The sequence below is a fragment of the Rhodococcus sp. MPR-R1B genome, from assembly GCF_058793255.1.
This window is the reverse complement of record NZ_JBXAFO010000012.1, coordinates 76,583-94,563: the sequence shown is the minus strand read 5'-3', so window position 1 is coordinate 94,563 and position 17,981 is coordinate 76,583. Positions and strand designations below refer to the sequence as shown.

At 63.6% G+C, this 17,981-nt stretch carries 18 protein-coding genes; 10 read left to right on the top strand and 8 right to left on the bottom strand.

From position 1 onward, the window contains the following. Window positions 1–18: 18 nt before the first annotated feature. Window positions 19–846 (bottom strand): alpha/beta fold hydrolase, encoded by an 828-nt coding sequence (locus tag AC1Q61_RS18185; protein WP_042452989.1) that lies wholly within the window; start codon window positions 844–846, stop codon window positions 19–21. Beyond that, window positions 792–2,018, bottom strand: a complete 1,227-nt coding sequence (locus tag AC1Q61_RS18180; protein WP_003942019.1) for an MFS transporter — start codon at window positions 2,016–2,018, stop codon at window positions 792–794. The genes AC1Q61_RS18185 and AC1Q61_RS18180 overlap by 55 nt, the downstream gene beginning before the upstream one ends. Window positions 2,019–2,129: 111 nt before the next feature. On the opposite strand from AC1Q61_RS18180, the gene AC1Q61_RS18175 reads away from it, so the two are divergent. The 3 genes from AC1Q61_RS18175 to AC1Q61_RS18165 all read left to right on the top strand — a co-directional run bounded on the left by AC1Q61_RS18175 (window position 2,130) and on the right by AC1Q61_RS18165 (window position 4,361). Continuing rightward, window positions 2,130–2,903 (top strand): PIG-L family deacetylase, encoded by a 774-nt coding sequence (locus AC1Q61_RS18175; protein ID WP_003942001.1) that lies wholly within the window; start codon window positions 2,130–2,132, stop codon window positions 2,901–2,903. Window positions 2,904–2,967: 64 nt separating this feature from the next. Further along, the gene (locus tag AC1Q61_RS18170; RefSeq protein ID WP_058227471.1) at window positions 2,968–3,360 is read left to right on the top strand and encodes a PaaI family thioesterase; all 393 of its coding nucleotides are present in this window, start codon (window positions 2,968–2,970) and stop codon (window positions 3,358–3,360) included. Continuing rightward, window positions 3,357–4,361 (top strand): tocopherol cyclase family protein, encoded by a 1,005-nt coding sequence (locus AC1Q61_RS18165; protein WP_007735336.1) that lies wholly within the window; start codon window positions 3,357–3,359, stop codon window positions 4,359–4,361. The genes AC1Q61_RS18170 and AC1Q61_RS18165 overlap by 4 nt, the downstream gene beginning before the upstream one ends. Here AC1Q61_RS18165 and AC1Q61_RS18160 read toward each other — a convergent pair. Next, the gene (locus AC1Q61_RS18160) at window positions 4,327–5,196 is read right to left on the bottom strand and encodes a LysR family transcriptional regulator (RefSeq protein ID WP_042923265.1); all 870 of its coding nucleotides are present in this window, start codon (window positions 5,194–5,196) and stop codon (window positions 4,327–4,329) included. The two genes, AC1Q61_RS18165 and AC1Q61_RS18160, sit on opposite strands and share 35 nt — an antisense overlap. A gap of 70 nt (window positions 5,197–5,266) precedes the next feature. On the opposite strand from AC1Q61_RS18160, the gene AC1Q61_RS18155 reads away from it, so the two are divergent. Beyond that, a complete protein-coding gene (locus AC1Q61_RS18155) occupies window positions 5,267–5,626 on the top strand; it encodes a YybH family protein (RefSeq protein WP_003941935.1) in 360 nt (119 codons plus the stop codon). 15 nt (window positions 5,627–5,641) lie between these two features. Here the strand turns inward: AC1Q61_RS18155 and AC1Q61_RS18150 are convergent, their stop codons facing one another. After that, window positions 5,642–6,913 (bottom strand): ROK family transcriptional regulator, encoded by a 1,272-nt coding sequence (locus tag AC1Q61_RS18150; protein ID WP_074447122.1) that lies wholly within the window; start codon window positions 6,911–6,913, stop codon window positions 5,642–5,644. Window positions 6,914–7,255: 342 nt separating this feature from the next. Between AC1Q61_RS18150 and AC1Q61_RS18145 the strand changes: the two genes are divergently transcribed. The 3 genes from AC1Q61_RS18145 to AC1Q61_RS18135 are packed head-to-tail and all read left to right on the top strand — an operon-like array spanning window position 7,256 to window position 11,316. Further along, on the top strand, window positions 7,256–8,233 hold the full coding sequence (locus tag AC1Q61_RS18145) for a TauD/TfdA dioxygenase family protein (RefSeq protein ID WP_003942011.1): 978 nt from the start codon (window positions 7,256–7,258) through the stop codon (window positions 8,231–8,233). Further along, window positions 8,230–10,551 carry an arylsulfatase gene (locus AC1Q61_RS18140; RefSeq protein ID WP_215515736.1) on the top strand — a complete coding sequence of 774 codons (2,322 nt, stop codon included), beginning with the start codon at window positions 8,230–8,232 and terminating at the stop codon, window positions 10,549–10,551. The genes AC1Q61_RS18145 and AC1Q61_RS18140 overlap by 4 nt, the downstream gene beginning before the upstream one ends. A gap of 15 nt (window positions 10,552–10,566) precedes the next feature. Next, complete coding sequence (locus AC1Q61_RS18135; protein ID WP_003942076.1) at window positions 10,567–11,316, top strand: SDR family NAD(P)-dependent oxidoreductase; 750 nt, start codon at window positions 10,567–10,569, stop codon at window positions 11,314–11,316. Between the two features lie 15 nt (window positions 11,317–11,331). Here the strand turns inward: AC1Q61_RS18135 and AC1Q61_RS18130 are convergent, their stop codons facing one another. The 4 genes from AC1Q61_RS18130 to AC1Q61_RS18115 form a co-directional block, all read right to left on the bottom strand. After that, window positions 11,332–12,090: an ESX secretion-associated protein EspG gene (locus tag AC1Q61_RS18130; protein WP_215515735.1), complete on the bottom strand. Its 759-nt coding sequence runs from the start codon at window positions 12,088–12,090 to the stop codon at window positions 11,332–11,334. Beyond that, entirely contained in the window at window positions 12,087–13,586 is a 1,500-nt protein-coding gene (locus tag AC1Q61_RS18125) for a hypothetical protein (protein ID WP_492651033.1), read from the bottom strand. Before AC1Q61_RS18125 ends, AC1Q61_RS18130 begins: the two co-directional genes overlap by 4 nt. Before the next feature lie 120 nt (window positions 13,587–13,706). After that, window positions 13,707–14,903, bottom strand: a complete 1,197-nt coding sequence (locus AC1Q61_RS18120; protein ID WP_042452959.1) for a L,D-transpeptidase — start codon at window positions 14,901–14,903, stop codon at window positions 13,707–13,709. A 32-nt stretch (window positions 14,904–14,935) separates the two neighbouring features. Beyond that, on the bottom strand, window positions 14,936–15,979 hold the full coding sequence (locus AC1Q61_RS18115; protein WP_051649640.1) for a UDP-N-acetylmuramate dehydrogenase: 1,044 nt from the start codon (window positions 15,977–15,979) through the stop codon (window positions 14,936–14,938). 74 nt (window positions 15,980–16,053) lie between these two features. Here AC1Q61_RS18115 and AC1Q61_RS18110 point away from each other — a divergent pair, with 74 nt between their 5' ends. From AC1Q61_RS18110 to AC1Q61_RS18100, 3 genes are all read left to right on the top strand, one after another. Then, the gene (locus AC1Q61_RS18110; protein WP_042452956.1) at window positions 16,054–16,551 is read left to right on the top strand and encodes a DUF2505 domain-containing protein; all 498 of its coding nucleotides are present in this window, start codon (window positions 16,054–16,056) and stop codon (window positions 16,549–16,551) included. A gap of 76 nt (window positions 16,552–16,627) precedes the next feature. Then, entirely contained in the window at window positions 16,628–17,128 is a 501-nt protein-coding gene (locus AC1Q61_RS18105) for a DUF2505 domain-containing protein (RefSeq protein WP_007735352.1), read from the top strand. Window positions 17,129–17,135: 7 nt separating this feature from the next. Next, entirely contained in the window at window positions 17,136–17,924 is a 789-nt protein-coding gene (locus tag AC1Q61_RS18100; protein WP_003941937.1) for a hypothetical protein, read from the top strand. The last annotated feature ends 57 nt before the right edge of the window (window positions 17,925–17,981 follow it).

Sequence of the window (17,981 nt, the reverse complement as noted above, 5' to 3'; positions counted from 1 at the left end):
CCTCACCGGGCGCGAACTCTAACCGAGGCTCGAGATGAAGGTTCGCACTTCGGACACGAATCGTGTCGGATCCTCCACGAACGGGCCGTGATTGCAGCCTTCCCAGTACGACGCCTGGGACTTGGGAATCAGTTCCTCGGCGTGCTTACCTGCGCTCACGTCGACGACGGAGTCGTCGGTTCCGTGCAGAACGAGGACCGGGATGTCCAGGTTGCGAAGCAACTCGTCGTGACCGACAGCACGGTTGAACAGTGCTGCGCGCACCCGCGGACGCGTCGAGAGGCTGTACCCGAACAAGGCCTGCGACGCTGCACCCTTGCCCTCGGGTGGGCCGGTGAGAGCATTGCCGAAAGCGCCGAGTGCACGGATCGCCTCGCGGGGATCTTCGGACATCGCGCCGGGAACTGCGCTACGCATCGCCGAGCCGACCTTGCCACCTTTTTCGCCGCGCCCGATGCTGGTGATCGCCCCGACCAGAACCGCGCCCGCCACCGCGCCGGTGCCGTGCGCTGCCAGGTAATCGCAGATCACCAGACCGCCGTACGACCAGCCGAGCAGGATCGCGTTCTCGGTGACGCCTTCGGCCGCAAGAACAGCCGCGACGTCGCCGGCCCAGTTCGCGGAATCGTCGTATCCGGATTCGGGCGCATCTGAGTAACCGTGGCCGCGCAGATCGACGGCGATCAGCCGATAGTCCGCGGCCAGGTCCGCGAGGACCTGCTCGCCCCAGCACTGCGAGGACTGAGCCCAGCCGTGCAGCAACACCAGCGGGGTCCCCGCCGAATTTCCGGTTACTCGATAGACGATGGACGTGCCGTCGACGCTGACGGCTTCACGAATAGACATGCCGTCACGATAGAGGCTGCGACTGCGGCGCCGACGGCGAGCATGTAGGCCGACGGGACGCCGTAGCGATCGATCAGCTGTCCGGCCAGCGCAGACCCGAGCGCCACGCCGACGCCGAGGCCGGTAACCGTCAGGGTCATTCCCTCGGTGAGCTTTTCCGGTGGGACGATCTGTTCGACCAGGGCTGTCGCGATGATGAGCGTCGGTGCGATGGTCGCGCCCGCCAGCACGTAGGCACCCGCAAGTGCGGCCACGTTTCCGACCAACAGAAGCGGGACGCTGAGAACGGCGACCGCCGAGGACGCGATCATCAACTGCCCGCGCAGCGATCGCGCCGGGTGCATCGACCCGAAGATCAGTCCCGCGATTCCCGAACCGCCGGCGAACAGCGCGAGGACCAGCGTCGCCGACCCCGGCGAATTCTGTTCCTTGGTGAACGCGATGGCGCCGACGTCGATGACGCCGAAGATCGTTCCGAGCATCACCATGATCACGATGACGATCCACATCACGTGGTTACCGAGAACCGATCGTCCGCGGCCGGGTCGACGCGGATGCACCTTCGGTTCGGTTCCGCGCTGTATGACCAGCAGCAGGGTTCCGGTGACCAGCAGGATCAACCCTGCCAGTGGTCCAGCCTCGGGGAAGAGCCCGATGCTCAGACCTACCGATATGACCGGGCCCGCCACGAAGCAGAGCTCGTCCACCACCGATTCGAAGGCGAAGGCGGTGCGCAGCTGAGGTTTTCCGACATAGATCGCCACCCACCTGGCGCGAATCATCGCGCCGATCGTCGGAGTGGCGCCGCCGGGGACGACCAGAACGAACAGCAGCCAGTCGGGAGCTTCCATCCGGACTGCGAGCAGGAGCGCCCCGATCGCGGTGACGCTCACGGCTGCGGCAATCGGCAGGACCGCTCGCTGTCCGAAGCGGTCGACGGCACGCGAGACCGCGGGCGCGATGATCGCCGACGAGAGCGCAAAAACCGCGGCGAGCGCGCCGGCGAGCGCGTAGTCACCACGAAGTTGCGAGATCATCGTCACGATTCCGATACCGATCATGGCGATCGGCAGCCTTGCGACAAATCCGGCGGCCGAGAAGGCGACCGATCCGGGGGCGGCAAAGATCTCGCGGTAGGCGCTCAGCAGGCCTTTGTTGGTGGATTCGCTCATGTCAGCTTCTCGTGCACTGAACAAGGTTCACAGAGCCGAGGCCGACTCGACAAATCGTTTTCACTGTGCGCTCGGGTTGACCTGTCGGTAACTTGCCTTACGATTGCGCGAATGAGTGTCCTGGTGTGTTTCCACGCCCATCCCGATGACGAAGTTTTCACTACGGGCGGCGTGATGAGAATGGCCGCCGACGCAGGTCACCGCGTCGTAGTCGTCACCGCTACCGACGGTGCTCTCGGTGAATTCCCCGACGGACTGTTGGACGAATACGAGACGTTGGCTCAGCGCCGCAGCCGTGAGCTCGAGGCGTCCACCGACGCGTTGGGTGCCAGTCGCGTCGTGTCCCTGCACTACCCGGATTCGGGGATGGTGGGTACGCCCGAGAACGAGAATCCGGAAGCGTTCTGCAACGTCGACGTCGAGAAGGCCGCCGAGCGTCTGGCCGAGGTTCTTCGTGAAGAGAACGCCGATGTCCTGACCATCTACGACCCCAACGGCGGATACGGCCACCCGGATCACATCCAGGTCCACCACGTCGGCGTTCGTGCTGCAGAACTCGCGGGCACGCCGTTCGTCTACGAGGCGTCCACCAACCGCGATCACATGAAGATGCTGATGCAGGCCAACCCCGAGTGGACCGAGGAGGCGCAGCCGCCGGACATCGAATCGTTCGGGCTTCCGGCTGACCAACTCACCACCGCGGTCGACGTCAGTTCGGTGATCTCGTCCAAGCGCGCGGCCATGTACGCGCACGCAACGCAGGTCGGCGATTTCGGCCCGTTCCTCGAAATGCCGACGGAGCAGCTCGCCGCGGCATTCGGCACCGAGTGGTTCCGTCGTCGCAACGCGCCGGAAGGGCTGTCGGAAACCGCCCTGCCCCTGTGAGTCACCGCCCTCGATAAACCGAAGTCCCGACGGAGGTTTCGGCGGCTCGTTAACATCGGTAGGCATGGACCTCGAACAACTTGTCGCGAGCATGCCTTTTGCAGTTCACACCGGAATTCAGTTGGACAGCGCGGCACCCGAACAGGTTGTCGGCCATCTGGATTGGGACAGCCACCGCACCACCGCCGGCAACGGAATGCACGGCGGCGCCTTGATGACGCTGGCAGACAGCGTCGGCGCCGTCTGTGCATTCCTCAATCTGCCGCCCGGCGCAAGTACGTCCACCACCAGTTCGTCGACCGTCTTCACTCGCGGCGTGCGCAAGGGCACGGTCACCGCCACCGCCCGGCCACTGCACGCGGGGCGCAGCACCGTCGCGGTGGTGACCGAGATCCGCGACGACGAGGGCCGCCTCGTCGCTCAGGTCACCGCATCACAGGCAGTACTGGGATCGTGAAGCTTCCCGCGTACCGCGCCTCGGGTGCCACCCTGCCGTACGGCAATCTGCTTGCCTCCCATGACGTTGCGATGGAGGGTTACTTCTGGCGATTCACGATGCCAGACAGCGGACGGGTGGTGATCGCGCTCGCCGGAATCAACAAGGCCGACGGCGGCAGCTGGTCGACGCTCGGTCTCGCGGCACACCCAGGCGGATTCCTCCGCACTGCTGAGCATCCGAACGGATCGGCCGATCCCCGTATCCTGGGGGCCTACGCCGACAACGCTTTCCGCGGCAATGCCGATCGACTCCAGGTCGATTTCGGCGACAGTCATCTCGACGTACGCATCAGTAATCAGCGATTCTGGCCGCACCGCCGCTTCGGGGGGTCGAGTTACTTCCAATCAGTTCCCGCACTCAATCAGTACTGGCATCCGTGGCTGCTCGGCGGCCGGGTCGAGGGAAGCGCCGTCATCGACGGACAGAGCTGGGATCTCACCGGAGCGCAGGTGTACGGCGAGAAGAACTGGGGAAAGGGAGGATTCCCGGAATCCTGGTGGTGGGGACAGGCACAGGGGTTCACCGATCCTCGAGCCTGCGTGGCGTTTGCCGGCGGACAGGTCAGCGCCGGACCTCTGCGCACCGAAGTCACCGCCGTCGTTGCCGCGCTACCGGACGGAACGGTGTTGCGGCTGGGTAATCCTCTGACGTCACAGGTGGAGACGACGGTGTCCGACGATCGCTGGACTCTTCGCGGCTACAGCCGGAAGTGGAGCGTCGACATCGACGGGACCGCGCCCATCGCCGACGCACATATTCTTCCTGTTCCGATACCTGCCGAGCGTCGAAACGTGCCAGGAGCGCTCGAGCATCTCGGTGGAACCATGTCGGTCATCGTCCGCCGGCGCGGCACCATAGTCTGGAAGGACAGGTCACGGTTGGCCGCTCTCGAGCACGGCGGATTGGATCGGGCGCAGGCCGAACTCACTCGGCGGGAACAGCTCTCGCAAGATCGATGAGAGCAGAGGCCGCCGGATTCTTGCCGCCCGACGAACGCCAGACCAATTCCAGCCGAGATCGTGCTTCCGGTTCGAGATCGATCCGATGCAACTCCCCCACTGTCGACTCCGGAAGCACGGCCATTCCCAGCCCCTGCGCTGCCAATGAAACGATGATGCCGAGGTTGCTTGCCTCGAGCGCAACCGTCGGCTTGGTGCCGGCTGCGGCGCACGCGAAGTCCAGACACGTTCTGATGCCGGTTCCCTCCGGCAGACAGATGACCGATTGCGTCGCGAGTTCGGCAAACGGCAGAGACGACACCTCGGCCAGCGGATGATCCGCCGCCACTCCGGCCACCAGTCGTTCGTCGGTGATCACCCTCGATTCGAGCCCTTCCGGCAGCTTGCCCGCCACCCCGATGACGGCTATGTCGAAGGTTCCGTCCAACACTCCGGCAAGCAAACTGCGCGAATCGTCCTCGGCCAGCGAAATGTCCAGTCCGGGGTGTTTGTTGTGCAACCGACTGAGCAGATCTGTGAGGTCGGCGGAAGCGCAGGCGGTAACCATCCCGACCGAAACGGAACCCCGAACCAGTCCGTTCAAGGCATCGACATCGTCGCGGGTGCTCTGAACGGAAGCGAGTGCAGCGTAGGCGTGCGGGAGGACAGCTCGCCCGGCGTCGGTCAGACAAACGGTTCGACCACTACGATCGAGCAATTCCTGCCCCAACTCACGTTCCAGCCGTTTGACCTGCGCACTCACACCCGGTTGGGCTACGTGAAGCCGCTCGGCGGCGCGAGTGAAGTTGGCTTCCTCCGCTACCGTGACGAAGTATTCCAGCTGCCGAAGTTCCATAACTGTTGATTCTAGCTTTGAGACAAACTAGATCTTGGACTTATCGAAACTGTGCTTGCACGATGGAAGCATGACAACAACACATGAAGTTCAGAAGGCCGCAACCCCCGAAGACATTGCCCGACTCTTCGTCCAGTTCGCGAACGCCGGAAACGCAGACGCTGTCGCCGGACTGTACGAGGAAAACGCTGTGATGGCGTTTCCACCCGGCTCCCTCACGATCGGCCGTCGGGCTATCCGCGAAGTGATCTCTCAGATGCTGGCAGCTGCACCGAGATTCACCGTCGAGGAAGCCCTACCAACGGTGATCAGCGACGACCTCGCCATGACCTCGACCAAACCTTCCGACGGAACCGGCGGACGCACACAGGTGGCGCGCCGCCAGCCCGACGGATCATGGTTGCGAGTCTTGGATCGACCGGAACTCTGACTACCCTCTTCGCAGTCAGACGGCCGACGCACGCCGCATGGCCGCCGCCGGATCGGCGAACAGCGAGCTCAGTGACACGACCGTGGAAGCGTATTCCTGAACCCGATTGCCGAAACCGGTAATTCGAATGTCCTTACGCTCCAAGGAGGATGCCGTCGAGAAGGCCTCGGCGACATGGGGCACCCCGGCCGGATAGTCGGTAAATGCCTGACCACCCAAAATCACCCGATCCGGGTTGAACAGGTCACGCAGCATCGCCACTGTCCGGCCGAGGACGCGTGCTCGATCAACCAGAAGCTCGTGTGCCGGAATGGAACCCGACGACGCTGCCCGGTAGACGTCCGCGATCGTGACACGCTCGCTGCCCTGGATCACGGCGCCCGAAGACAAAGCCTGCGCGACTACGGCGCGGTCACTGATCGTCGCTTCAAGGCAACCCACGGCTCCGCAGGTGCACCGTGCGGACGAACCGGTGGGGAGGTGCGCGATCGAACCGGGTCCGCTGGACGGCGTGTGTACTCGCCCTTCGAAAGTGATTGCGATGCCGGCAGTTTCACGAGCGTAGAAGTACAAGCCGGTAGTGCCCGGCGTCGGGGCTTCGGCACGATCGGTGCTGAGCAGAAGTTCCGACGCAGCCATCGCCTCGACGTGGGCGGCTACCGATACAGGGAGATCCAAGCCGGCTCCGATGATGGACCCGACCTTGGCGCCCTTCCATCCCAGACGCGGGTGATCGACGACTCCGGTCGCTGAATCGACGCGACCGCCGATGGCCACGCCGACGGCGAGCGGACGACGCTTGTGCCACCGCGAGGCAAAGGATTTGGCCGAGCGCGCAATGGTGGCAAGCGCGACAGCAGAATTGGTGGCAGGCGTCGGAATCTCGACGGCGCCGAGCACCTTTCCACGAATGTCGCTGGCAATGATGCTGGTGACGACGGCACCGATGTGGATGCCGACTGTCAGATAAGGCTCGTGGTTGACCTCGAACGGAACTCGCGGACGCCCGATTGCTCCGGAGGCCGTCAGGTCCGCGCGTTCGCGCAGGATCCCGAGGTCCAGCAGGCTCGTGACCTGCCGGTTCACGGTGGCGATGCTCAGTCCTGATGCCTTTGCCGCAGTGTCACGTGAGAGCGGCCCACGGGATCGAGCAATGCGCAACACAGTCGCGGACGGACCGTCGGCGATGCGTAGTTCGGGCGCAACTATCTGGGTACGGGTCCGGGTTCCCGAGAGCGCGGTTCGCGATCGGATGTTCGGAATGGCGGAGATTGTGGGTGTCGACATGGCTGTCCCTTGCAGAAGGAGGAGAAGGCGCATATCTCTGTCGACCGAGAAATCAGCGTTTCCACTGGTCACACGAAGAAATAGACAGAAAAGGCGCAGAAATTAGCTGCAGAAAGAACGGCGGCGACAACACAGCTCTCGCGCCAGAGGCAGACGCGAACCAAGCGCAGCGGTCACATAGGTGACCCGCAAAGCGGCAGGCTGGTCGGTCGACATGGCTCCAAAAGTAGCAGCTTCACCGAGATTCACAAATCAGGTGCGGTAACGATCACACTGAACGCAACCCTGTCGGGGCGAAATCTCGCGTGTTTGGGTGGGCACACTCCCCACGAAAGGTGCACCATGTCTACAGCTTTCGCCAAGCCGACCCTCACGAATTCGGTATCAACGAACGGAGCGGCCGTTGACGCCGCTCGCGGCACTGTCACCACCCTCGGCGCGCATATCGGCGCCCGAATCGACGGAATCACTCTCGGCGGGCATCTCGACCCGGCGACGATTTCCCTCATCCGGCAAGCACTTCTCGAACACAAGGTGATCTTCTTTCGCGGGCAAGACCACCTCGACAACGATTCGCAGTACGAGTTCGCCCATCTGCTGGGTACCCCGACCACTGCCCACCCCACCGTGAAGTCGCACGGCGCAAAAGTTCTGCCCATCGACTCGGACCTGGGCAAGGCCAACAGCTGGCACACCGACGTCACCTTCGTCGACCGCATCCCCAAGGCTTCGATCCTGCGCGCGGTGCAGCTACCCGAATACGGCGGTTCCACGACGTGGGCGTCAGGGGTAGCCGCCTACAACGGACTGCCGGATCCGCTCAAGGCGCTCGCGGAGAACCTCTGGGCTCGCCACACGAACGTCTACGACTATGCGGCAACCAGCGCCGAGCGGCTCACCGAAGATCGCACGGCCGCCTACCGCGAGGAGTTCCAGTCCACGTACTTCGAGACGGAACACCCGGTGGTGCGGGTCCACCCCGAAACCGGAGAACGCACGCTCGTCCTCGGACATTTTGTCAAGAACTTCGTCGGGTTGAGCACCGAACAGTCGAACGGTGTATTCAAGCTCTTGCAGGATCACGCCATCAAGCTCGAGTACACGACGCGGTGGAACTGGGAAGCGGGTGATGTCGCGATCTGGGACAACCGCGCCACCCAGCACTACGCGATCGCCGACTACGACGATCAGTACCGGCGTCTGGAGCGCATCACTCTTGCCGGCGACATCCCGGTCAACATCCACGGGGAACGAAGCCGCAGCATCGCCGGCGACGCTTCCGAATACTCGATCATCGAAGGCGCCTCGACTCTCCCATGACTTCACCGGATTCCGCCCCTCCTCCGCACGCCCGCGGATACGAAGGCTTCGAGGGTCGAATCGGCCGCACCGCAGCCGATTCGACCCCGTCGTGGCCCACCTCCACGACCCCGATTCCCGGATCACCCAACATCGTCGTGGTTCTGATCGACGACATGGGGTACAGCGACATCGGGCCGTTCGGCTCCGAGATCGAGACTCCCACCCTCGACCGCCTTGCCGCGCAGGGCATTCGGATGACCAACTATCACACGACGCCCCTCTGCTCGCCGTCGCGCGCAGCTCTTCTCACCGGCCTGAATCCGCACCGCGCCGGGTACGGTTTTGTCGCCAACGCCGATCCGGGCTACCCCGGACTGCGTCTGGAATTGGCCGACGACGTCCAGACACTCCCCGAAATCCTCCGCGGCGCGGGCTATGCGACCTATGCCGTCGGCAAGTGGCACCTCGTACGCGACGCCAACCTGGCCCCGGGACGAAGTCGTGACTCCTGGCCGACGCAGCGCGGTTTCGATCGCTACTACGGCTCACTCGAAGGCCTCAACTCCTTCTACTATCCCAATCAACTGATCTCCGACAATTCTGTGGTCGACGTGGACGAGTACCCCGAGGGGTACTACCTCACCGACGATCTGACCGACAAAGCGGTCGGGTACATCAAGGACCTCCGCGCCCACGATCAGGACAAGCCGTTCTTCCTCTACTTCGCACACGTCGCCATGCACGGACCGTTGCAGGCCAAGCCTGCCGACCAGGAAAAGTACCGCGGCCGCTACGACGAAGGGTGGGATCGAATCCGCGAGTCGCGGTTCGCCTCTCAGCTCGTGCAAGGCCTCTTTCCGGAAGGTACGCAACAAGCACCGCGAAACTCCGAACCCGGCTTCGACGTCCCCGAATGGGAATCACTCACGCCGGAAGTGCAGTCCAGGTTCGCCCGCTACATGGAGGTGTACGCGGCGATGGTCGACTCGATCGATCAGAGCGTCGGACGCATCGTCGACACCCTCGACGAACTCGGCGAGCTCGACAACACGATCATCGTCTTCACCTCCGACAACGGCGGCACCGCCGAGGGCGGTTCGGACGGGACCCGAAGCTACTTCGCACAGTTCGCGCATATTCAGGATTCGGACTGGGTGGGCGATGTCCCCCACGACGAATCCCTCATCGGCGGACCTGAATTGGGCGTCCACTATCCACGTGGATGGGGACAGACGTCCAACACCCCGTTCCGGTTCTACAAAGGGCAATCCTTTGCCGGCGGGATCCGTGTTCCTTTTCTCCTGTCCTGGCCCGCTGGATTGAAACCCGGAGCAGACGACAACGGGATTCGCGACCAGTTCGCGTACGTCACCGACCTGACCCCCACGCTGCTCGAACTGGCCGGAATCGACGCACCCAGTGTGCGAAACGGGCTCCCGGTGAAAGAGTTCGACGGGGTGTCTTCCGCGTCCGTTCTGCGTTCGTCTGCCGCTCCGAGCACTCACACCGAGCAGTACACCGAGATGACCGGCAACCGTGGCTACTACAAGGACGGCTGGAAACTGCTGGCTCTCACCCCGGCGGACATCGACAAACCGCACTGGCAGTTGTTCGACGTCCGCACCGACCCGACCGAGCTCGACGACCTGGCATCACGGTTTCCCGACAAGGTTCGCGAACTCGCCGAGGCCTGGGACCACTCGGCGTGGGCGAACACCGTGTTTCCTCTACTCGGCAATACCGTCGGCGCGGTTCGCCGTCCGGAGGAAGGAGCACTCTCACGCCCGGTGCGACTACTTGCCGGAACGCCCCCGCTGGAGCGCTACCGCTCATCCAAGCTGATCGGGTTCCGCGACTTCGACATCACGGTCGAACTCGACGGTTACCGCGAAGGTGACGCCGGTGTCCTTGTCGCCCACGGCGATCCGCAGGGTGGGTACCTTCTCTACGTCGAGGACGGGCATCTGCATCTCGGGTACAACGCGTTCGGTTCCTACTCCGTTGTCGACGCCGGACCGCTGGCGCTCGGCACCGAACGCATCGAGCTGTCGGTGACGGTGGTACCGCGGTTGCGTTGGGATCTCCACGTCAGCGTCGACGGCATTCACGCGGGCCAGCTGCTCGGGCAAGTACAACTGGTGGGAATGGCGCCGTGGACCGGTATCTCGGTCGGTGTCGACGCCAGGGGACCTGTGTCGTGGGAGGTACGACGACGCCATGGTCCCTTCCGGTACAGCGGCGCGCTGCGCGCCGTCACCTACACACCCGGTCGGATACAAGTACCGCGTCGTCACATCGAATCCATCGAACGGGAAGCAGAGTATGCCGCCGACTAGCCCTACGATTGCATCATGACCATTTCTTCCGATGCCCGCATCGCCGTAGTCACCGGAGCCAGCTCCGGAATCGGTGAGGCCACCGCCCGCACCCTGGCAGCTCAGGGATTCCACGTCGTGATCGGTGCTCGCCGCGTCGATCGTCTCGAGAAGATCGCCGAGGAAATCGGTGGTACCGCTCTCGAACTCGACGTCACCGACGAGGATTCCGTCGACGCGTTTGCGGCCGTGGTCCCACGTGTCGACGTGTTGGTCAACAACGCGGGTGGTGCAAAGGGTCTGGCAACAGTCCTGGACGCCGATCTGGACGACTGGCGGTGGATGTGGGAGACCAATGTTCTGGGCACGTTGCGTGTGACGAAGGCACTGCTGCCCAAGCTGATCGATTCGGGTGACGGTCTGGTCGTGACCATCACCTCGGTGGCCGCGCTGGAGGCATACGACAACGGCTCGGGCTACACCACCGCCAAGCACGCTCAAGCCGTCCTTCATCGGACATTGCGTGGTGAACTGTTGGGCAAGCCCGTTCGACTGACCGAAATCGCGCCGGGAGCCGTCGAGACGGAGTTCTCACTCGTCCGGTTCGAGGGCGATCAGGACAAGGCCGACAAGGTGTACGAGGGAATCACACCGTTGGTGGCGCAGGACATCGCCGAGATCATCGGTTTTGTCGCGTCGCGGCCGTCACATGTGAACCTCGATCAGATCATCGTCAAGCCGAGGGATCAGGCAAGCCCCGGTCGGTTCCACCGCACCACCAGCTAGTTCGAATCGTTCTGACTAACCAGTGCGAATCACCCGGCGCAGGACGAGGCCGAGATTGCGTGCAATCTCGGCCTCCGTCATTTCCGTGGAAGCGCTACGGGCACTTACGGTTTCATCAGCGGTGACGATGTACCGACCATCTCCGGCATAGTCGTACCAGTGGAACGTTATTCCGTCGTCTGTCGGTCTGCTGTCCACCGCTCCTCCCGGGTATGTGGTGACTTCACCGATCGAGGTCCGCTCTCGGCCGAAGAATCTGCTCACTTCCTCGCTCCCGCGCGCACCGGCAGCACTGCTCAGAAAGCTCGCTCTACCGGAAGTTTTCGGCCTTTCGATGCTCACACCACGCTCCGATCCAGCGGGGCAGGTCGGCAGGTGATCGACGAGCATCCGTGGAATTGCCGATGGGCGTACCACGGTGAAAACCACGTCGGAGCCACAGTCGACAGTTCTGCCGGGCAGTTGAGTCAGGAGCACCCCCAGGTCGCCGGCAACAACGCCGTGCAATCGCGTCACCGTACTCATGTTCTGCCCGTGAAAACCGGAAACCTCAACGCGAGCATCAGGATTCGCAAGAGCACCGAGAACGTGATGCAGCCGATCGTCGAGCAACCAAGCCAGGTGTGCTCCCGCTCGACGTCGCTCTTCTGTCAGCTCGTTCATGGTTTCGGCCGTCGGACGAAACCGCAGCGGGTACGGGAGTCGGTCACGTCCGACCGCTTCCCAGAGAATCTGGAATTCGAGGCCGGTGAACTGCCACTGCATGGTGGTCATTCGCCCAGCACCGCCGGGGAGACCATCGGTAGGTCGCCGACCAGGGCATTGCCGTTCTCGACTGTGACGAGGTAGCCGGGGGTGTCGTGAACGTTGTCTTCGTCTTGCCCTTGCCCTCGTCCCGGTGCCATGCCGCCGACGCCACCCATCGCGCCCCGACCGCTCTGCGCGCCCGTCGCCGAGGTACCGCCAGCTCCGTTGACGCCCCCACGTCCGCCACCGGCGAGGCCGCCCACGCCGCCAGGGCCGAGGGCTCCGACTCCGGTTCCGCCTGGCCCGAAGCCTCCGGTACCGATTCCACCAGCAGGACCACCACCCGAACCGCTACCTACCAGGCCTGACGGCGTTCCGGAACCAAGCTGAGCACCATTCGGAGTTGCACGAGGTAGGCCATCTGGCGCTGCACCGGCGGACAGTGGACCGGCTTGTGCCGCCGTGGTCCGGGCCGGGTCGGAATCGGTTCCGGATCGAACTGCATCGACGTTCGGATTCCCTTGGGCATCAACGCCGCTACGGTTGTCACCATTTCCGGAATCGGTGCCGGATGGATTCTGACCGGAGCCGGAGTTTCCACCGTCCGCTCCCCCACCGACCCCGCCACCCGATGTAGACGGCGCGCCGAGCCCGTTTCCTGGACCCGAAAAGTTCCCGCCGTCGGCACCACCACTACCGAATGCGCCGCCACTTCCAGCCCCTCCACCGCCGGTGACCGGATTGAATGCGGCCGGGAGGATCGGCACCTGATCGTCCGCACGCTTCATGGACGGCAGATACACGTCCTTCATCACCTGGCGCGCTTGACGTTCGGCTTCTTCCGCTTCGCATTGGGCCTGCTTCCATGTAGCCCCGGGAACCATGCTGAGAAACCTCTCGACCGTCGAGGCGCCGTCGGGGGCCGGAATCGAGCGTTTGGCCTCGTCGAGTGCGATCTTCGCCTCCTCGATCTTGTTCGAGATCAGATCGACCCGCACCTTCAGCTCACCCGCATCAGCCGAGTAGGCCAGCACTGCTTCCAGCGCAGCCGAGCCGCCGCGCCCCTGCCAGCCTTCGGTGATCGCACCGTTCACGTCGTTCTGGAACTTCCCGATGCCGGCTTCGACCCGGCCTGCAATGGCCTTCCAAGCCTCACCGATCGCACTCAGGGTTGCCGGATTCATCTCGTTGACGTGGTCGAAGATTTCGGAGTGCGACATCGCATCGAACGGATCGTCGTCCACGATTGCGTGTTCGCTGTACTCGAGCGACGACGTCTGGGCGGTGAGGGCATCGCGCTCACCCCAGGCTCGTGCGCGCTCCACATCGGCGTCGACGGTCGCAGCAGCCATCTCGTCGTCGAACGCGCCGCGGTCGTCGGTTATGGATTGCACCAGAGCAGATGTAGCGATTGCGCTCGCGATGGGAGTGCCGACAACTGGCAATGCCGCCACGCCAGGAGGCACGGCCTGCGTCGCTTCGGAGATTCTTCCCAGCACGTCTTCCAGAAATGGAATGCCCACCGCTGTCCCCCTGAAGTCGAAAACCCCCGTCGGACTCCCCCGAGCCGACAGCACTTACCTGTACAGACGCAAGCAGAGCCCGGACGGTTCCCTCATCCACGGATTTACCGCAGTACAGAGTTACGGCAGTGCCGACATCGACTTCCAGGTCGGCAGATCGATTGCCCAGTCGTAGATGTCGCCGTCCGCAGGAGACAGGTCGATCGACGTGCCGGTCACCTCTACGGGGTCACCGTAGAGGGCGGTTCCGAAGTATTCCTGCGCGTCGGATGTCGACAGGTTGATGCAACCGTTCGTGACGTTCGACGAGCCCTGCACCCCGGTGGTCTCAGGATTGGCGTGGATGAATTCGCCGTTGTTGGAGATGCGCACGGCCCAACGCTCACGCACGTTCTCGTAGAACGGCGGATTGGACATCATGAAGTCTTCGTACTTCTCCGTCACCATGTGAATGCCGCTGCGCGTGACGTTGCGAGGTTCGTTTCCCTCGCCGTAGCTGACGGGAATGTCCATGATCGTCTGACCGTCGCGCACCACCTGCATGCGGTGGCTGGGCGCATTCGCCTTCACGATCTGGCTACGACCGATCGTGAAGTCGAGCGTGAGATCCTGGTCGCCGAAGGCGCCACCGCCGTAGTTCAAGCCGTAGAGCTTGGCGTCCAGATGGACAGTCGTGCCCGGCACCCAGTAATCGGCCGGACGCCAATGGGCCCGCGATCCGCCGTTGTCGTCGGCCAGCCAAGCCCACGATCCGGCGGTGGGCGGCACGGTGGTCACGACAAGCGCCTTCTCGACGGCCGCCTTGTCGACGACGGAGTTGTCGAACTGCAACGTGATCGGTGCCGCGATGCCAACTTCTTGGCCGTCGGCGATGTTGAGGGTGGCGCCGGTGGTCGACTCCGGGGCAACCGTCGTAAAGCTCCCTTGGACTGGCACGGATTTACCGTCGGTTCCGGTTGCCGAGCCCGACCACGAATACGTGGTGCCGTAGCCGAGTGCCTCACTGACGGTGAACGATGTCTTGTCAGGCGACAATTGTCCTGCAACGGCTTTACCGGCTGCGTTGCTGAGGCTGACGTCGGACAGCGTTCCCTGGGTCACGGCTACCGAGACGGGGGCGACCGGGCTGACATCTTTGGTGCCGGGCGCCGGCGTCGACACCACGGTCGCCACCGGTGCTGGTTCGGCGGCCGCCGCGCCGCCCTGTCCGTCCTTGCCGCCGATCGTGCAGCCGACGACGGCCACCATCACAGCGAGCAATACAGCTACCAACGCAACAAGACGCGAACGACTTCTCCTACCACCCAGCTCATGCACTTCAACAGGCTACCTGCGGGCTCTGTCAGGAATCAGACGGTGCAGCCCACAGTTACCGGTTCCGGTTCCAGGTGCACACCGAACGCGGCTTCGACGCCGTCGCGCACTGTCCGCGCGAGCGAGACCACATCCGCGCTCGTTGCCGACCCTCTGTTGGTCAACGCCAAGGTGTGTTTCGTCGACAGCCTGGCCGGTGCATCTTCACCGGGATAACCCTTCGAGAATCCGGCCCGTTCGATCAACCATCCGGCCGAGAGCTTGGTTCCACCACTGCCCGGGAACTGCGGCACGGTGACGTCTCCGAGCTGTTCGGTTATTGCTCCGAGCACAGCGGGCAGCTTGTCGTCCGGCACCACGGGGTTGGTGAAGAAGGAACCCGCGCTCCAAGTGTCGTGGTCGTACGGATCGAGGACCATCGCCTTACCCGTCCGAAGACCCAGAACTGCCTCGCGGACCTGCGACGCAGGTAACCGCTCGCCTTCTTCGGCCCCGAGTGCGGTGAACAGTTCGCGGTACGCGAGCGGGGCACTCAGTCCGTCGGTCGACGCATCGAATTCGACGGCGAGAACCACTGCTGCATCGGAATGCTTGAGGACGCTCGACCGGTAACCCAATTCGAGTTTCGACGGTTCGACCCACGACACTTCGCCACTGCGTCGGTCGAGCAATTGAACCCGCCGGAGCCGCGAGCCCACCTCGACGCCGTACGCGCCGACGTTCTGCACCGGCGTCGCACCGGTCGAGCCCGGAATCCCGGACAGGCACTCGAGGCCACCCAGTTCCGCGGCGACCGATTGACCGACTACTTCGTCCCACACGGCACCCGCTTCGGCGACGACGCGGTCCGTGTCGAGGCTCACGGTGGTGTTGGCCACACGAACGACAACTCCGTCGAATCCCGAGTCGGAGATCACGAGATTGGATCCGCCGGCGAGAATCAGCGTCGGGATCTGCTCGCGATCGAGCAGCGTCACGACGTCGATCAACGACTGCGTCGTCGGACATTCGGCGAGCAGCCGCGCCGGTCCCCCGATTCGGAGCGTCGTCAATCCCGACAAGTCAACGTTCTCGGACACGAAAGCGCCTGATTCCACGACGCGTCTGCCAATGGTTACGTCCCACACATCGATAAACGGTAGCCTCCACAATCGTGAGCCGTCGCATCGAGCATTCGTCGAAGTACACAGTCCCCGCCGAGAAGGTCCATGAGGCGGTGACCTCCGAGCAGTACTGGCGCGACCGAATCGTCGCTGTCGGTGGTCCCGGCGCAACGATCGAAGAGCTGACCGTTCGCGACGAGACCGTCGCGGTCACGATGTCGCAGATCATTGCCGCAGAGCATCTCCCCAGCATGGTGTCGAAAGTCGTCAACGGCGACATCGTCATCAAGCGCAGTGAAACGATGGCGCCTTTCAAGGACGGCAAGGCCACCGGCACCTTCTCCGCCCACGTCGACGGCGTTCCCGCCCGTGTCGAGGGCACGCAGGTGCTGACAGGTGACGAGAACTCCGCCACTCTCGAGATCGACGGTGAGGTCGAGGTCAAGATCCCGTTCCTCGGCGGAAAGATCGAAAGTGCGATTGTCGACGAGGTTGTCCGGCTCATCCAAGCCGAACAGGATTTCACCCGGGAGTGGATCACGAAGTAAAACCCTGCGGGCGGCGGCAGTTGTGGATACAGCCGATTTGGCTTGTCACAGCGTGTAACCGGTATTCTTTCCGATCATGGCTCGCCGCATCGACTACTCCGCCCGCTATCAGCACTCCCCCGAGCAGGTCTATGCGGCGCTGGCGGACCGCTCGTACTGGGAGGCCCGTGTCGAGGAGATGCGCAAGCATTCCGAGAACCATGTGGAACATTTCGAGGTCACCGATTCCGGAATCGATCTCGTGCTCCACCACATTCTTCCGCGCACGGATTTGCCTGACATCGCTCAGACAGTGATGAAGAAGGATCTTGTCATCACTCGTAAGGAGTCGTACGGCGCCTTCGGTGACACCGTGACCGGAACGTACGAAGCGTCCATCCCGGCCGGGCCGGGGAGTTTGTCCGGCACCATGGAGTTGTTCGCGACCGATACCGGGTCCACGCTGCGAACCACGTCCGAGGCCAAGGTCTTCATACCGTTCATCGGCGCGAAGTTGGAGCAACTGATGCTCATCAACCTCGTAGATCTGTTCCGCACCGAAGCCCAGGTCACCGCGACCTGGCTCGCTGCACGCTGAACCCGGCGTGAAGAAAGCTCCACCCCCGAAGATCGAGGGGGTCATCACCCGTGGCACGACGGGAATCAACAGACTGCGACGTAGTGACCGGTGGATCGTGCACAACCGCACTATCGCGCACGCCCTGAACAACGCGACCGATCCGTTGATCGTCGACCTCGGGTACGGGGCGAGGCCGGACACCACCTTCGAGATGGCAAGCCGCCTCACCGCTGTCCGGCGGGATCGACGCGTCATCGGGCTCGAGATCGACCCCGCCCGCGTGGTCGAGAGTCGTGACGGTGTCAGCTTCGCCCGTGGTGGATTCGAACTTGCCGGTCTCACACCCGTCTTCGTACGCGCCTTCAACGTGCTCCGGCAGTACCCGGAGGAGGCTGTGGACTCTGCGTGGTCACACATTCAGTCCGGTCTCGCACCGGGCGGGCTGCTACTCGACGGAACCTGCGACGAACTCGGGAGGCGTTGCGCTTGGGTGCTTCTCGACGCTGATCGTCCATTGACCCTGACACTGGCCTGGGACCCCTTCGACATCGAGCGTCCTTCCGACATCGCGGAACGTCTCCCGAAGGCTCTCATCCACCGCAACGTTCCCGGTGAGCCGATCCACGCGTTGCTCAGCGCGGCCGATCGAGCCTGGGCCACCGCCGCGCCGCACGCCTCGTTCGGACCTCGCCATCGTTGGGCCGCCGCATTGGAAATTCTTCGGGCGCAAGGAATTCCCGTGCAACCCGCGCGGCGACGTCTTCGTGACTGCATCCTGACCGTGCCCTGGCACGTCGTAGCGCCGAATCCCTGAACTCACAGACGGGAAACGCCCCGCCGCGGAGGCGTTCTCCGCGGCGGGGCGTCCGTG